This is a genomic window from Deferrisoma sp., from assembly GCF_054681715.1.
This window is the reverse complement of record NZ_BAAHFQ010000278.1, coordinates 1-2,248: the sequence shown is the minus strand read 5'-3', so window position 1 is coordinate 2,248 and position 2,248 is coordinate 1. Positions and strand designations below refer to the sequence as shown.

General features: G+C 76.7%; 3 protein-coding genes. All 3 read left to right on the top strand.

Annotated features, from left to right (window positions below; translation table 11 throughout):
* Nucleotides 1-226 (top strand): hypothetical protein (locus ACY0I8_RS17845; protein ID WP_461395818.1); only part of this gene is annotated, 226 nt, incomplete at its 5' end.
* 5 nt (nucleotides 227-231) lie between these two features.
* Nucleotides 232-993 carry a tRNA pseudouridine(38-40) synthase TruA gene (gene truA, locus ACY0I8_RS17840; RefSeq protein WP_461395819.1) on the top strand — a complete coding sequence of 254 codons (762 nt, stop codon included), beginning with the start codon at nucleotides 232-234 and terminating at the stop codon, nucleotides 991-993.
* On the top strand, nucleotides 990-2,248 hold a 1,259-nt coding region (locus tag ACY0I8_RS17835; RefSeq protein WP_461395817.1), incomplete at its 3' end, for a DUF4175 family protein. The genes truA and ACY0I8_RS17835, both read left to right, overlap by 4 nt.

Below are 2,248 nucleotides of genomic sequence, written 5' to 3'. Positions count from 1 at the left end.
GGCGGCCCGGAGCCCGGTCCCCCGGGGCCGGGTGCGGTGGTTCCTCCTGCGCCGGGGGGCAGAGGCCCTGACCCGGCGGCTCGTGCGCCGGGCCGAGGGGATGGCCCGGGCCATGGCCTGCCGGTCCTGGTCCGGGGCTGCCCCCCGGGTGCGAGGCGGCGGGGCGTGGGACGCCGCGCTCTGGGGGATCGGGTTCGGGTTTTTGGCCCTGGGGATCATGGGGTGACCGCGGTGCGAAACCTTGTCCTGGTCTTGGAGTACGACGGCACCGGGTACGGCGGCTGGCAGGTCCAGCCCAACGCCCCCTCGATCCAGGGGGAGGTGGAGGCGGGTCTGTCCACGTTGCTCAAGCACCCGGTGCGGGTGACCGCCTCGGGCCGCACCGACGCCGGGGTCCACGCCCTGGCCCAGGTGGCCCACTTCGAAACCCCGTCCCGGATCCCCCTGCGGGGGGTGTTCCACGGCTTGAACAGCCTCCTGCCCCCCGCGATCGCCGTGCGGGCCGTGTGGGAGATGCCCCCCGGGTTCGACGCCCGCCGGAGCGCCCGGGAGAAGACCTACCGCTACCGGCTTCACGTGGGTCCGGCCCCCTCGGCCTTCGCCAGGCCCTACAGCTGGAGGGTCACGGCGCCGCTCGATCTCGGGGGCATGGCCGAGGCCGCGGCCCGGCTCGAGGGGACCCACGATTTCGCGGCGTTTCGGGCGGCGGGTTGCGCCGCCCGGACCACGGTCCGGACGCTCCGGCGGGTAACGCTCGTGCCCAGGGGGGAGTTCCTGGACATCGAGGTGGTGGGAAACGGGTTCCTGCGCCATATGGTGCGGATCCTCGCGGGCACGTTGGTGGAGGTGGGCCGGGGCCGGATGACCCCGGCCGACGTGGAGGCCGCCCTCCGGCGGCCGGACCGGGACCGGGCCGGGCCCACGGCGCCCGCCCGGGGGCTTACCCTGGTGGAGGTCCGGTACGACGTGGAACCGATCGAGGTGGTGCCGTGAGCCGGGGGCCGGAGGTCCTCGCGTGGGTGGGCCGGGTGCGCCGCCGGACCCGGTGGATCGCCGCGGTCCGGGCCGTGGCCGCGTTCGGGGCCGGCGCCGGTTTGGTGGTGGCGGCGTCGGCCCTGGTGCTTCCCCTGGCCCCGGCAGGGGCGGTGGCGGTGGGCCTTGCCGGGGTGTTCGCAGCCGCGGCCGCCGTGACCGGGCTGGGTGCGGCCCGCCTCGCCTGGCTCCTCCTGCCCCCTGCCTCGAGCCCCGTGCTCGCCGCGGAACTCCTGGCCGCCCTGTACCCCGAGCGCCGAACCGACCTGGAGGCCGCCGCGGACCTCGCCCGGTGGGACCCGGAGGAGGCGGCACGACGGGGGGCGAGCGCCGAGCTCGTGGCCGCCCAGGTGGAGGCCGGGGCGGCGGCCGTGGAGGGGGTGGATCCGGGGGCGGTGGTGCCCTGGCGGTGGGCCGCCCGACCGGTGGCCTGGGCCGCGCTCGGTCTCGCCGCGGCCGGGGTGCTCCTGGGGATGGGCCCGCCCAGCGCGCGCCAGGCCTGGGCCCGGCTGGTCACGGGCGGCGAACCCGAACCCGTGGCCGTCGGGAACCTTACGGTCGAGGTGTTCCCCCCGGGGTACACCGGACTCGCCGCCCGGACGATCGAGGGCTCGGACGGCACGGTGGAGGCCCTCAGGGGGGCGCGGGTGGTGCTTTCGGGTCAGCTTTCCCGGCCCGTGGAGGCGGGCACCTGGGAGGGGCCGGGGGCCGAGGTGGCCCTCGAGATGGCGGCCGGGGGATTCCGGGTGGCCTGGGTGGTGGACCGGTCGGGGACCTACCGGCTGCGGTTCCGGGAGGGGCGGCGGGAGGTTCCGACCGATTTCGGGACCCGCCGGATCACGGTGCGCGACGACCGACCCCCTTCGGTGGAACTCCTCGAGCCGGAGGGCGACCTCGAGATCTTCCGGGACGAGGAGATCCGGGTGCGGTTTCGGGCCTCCGACGACTTCCGGGTGGAGGGGGCCGAGGTCGTGCTCCAGGGCGAGACGGAGGTCCGGGTGCCTGTGGCCCTGGAGCCCGGACCCGCTGTGGCGGGGGAGGCCCGGATCCTGCCCCTGGCGCTCCCGGACCTCGGGCCCGGTGCCCACCTGCGGGTGGAGGCCCGGGACGGCGACACCGTGTCGGGGCCGAAGGCCGGCGCCAGCCGCTCGGTGTACGTGGCGTTCCTGGACGCCCGCTCGATCCGGGCGGCCATCGAGAACCTGGAGGAGCGGCT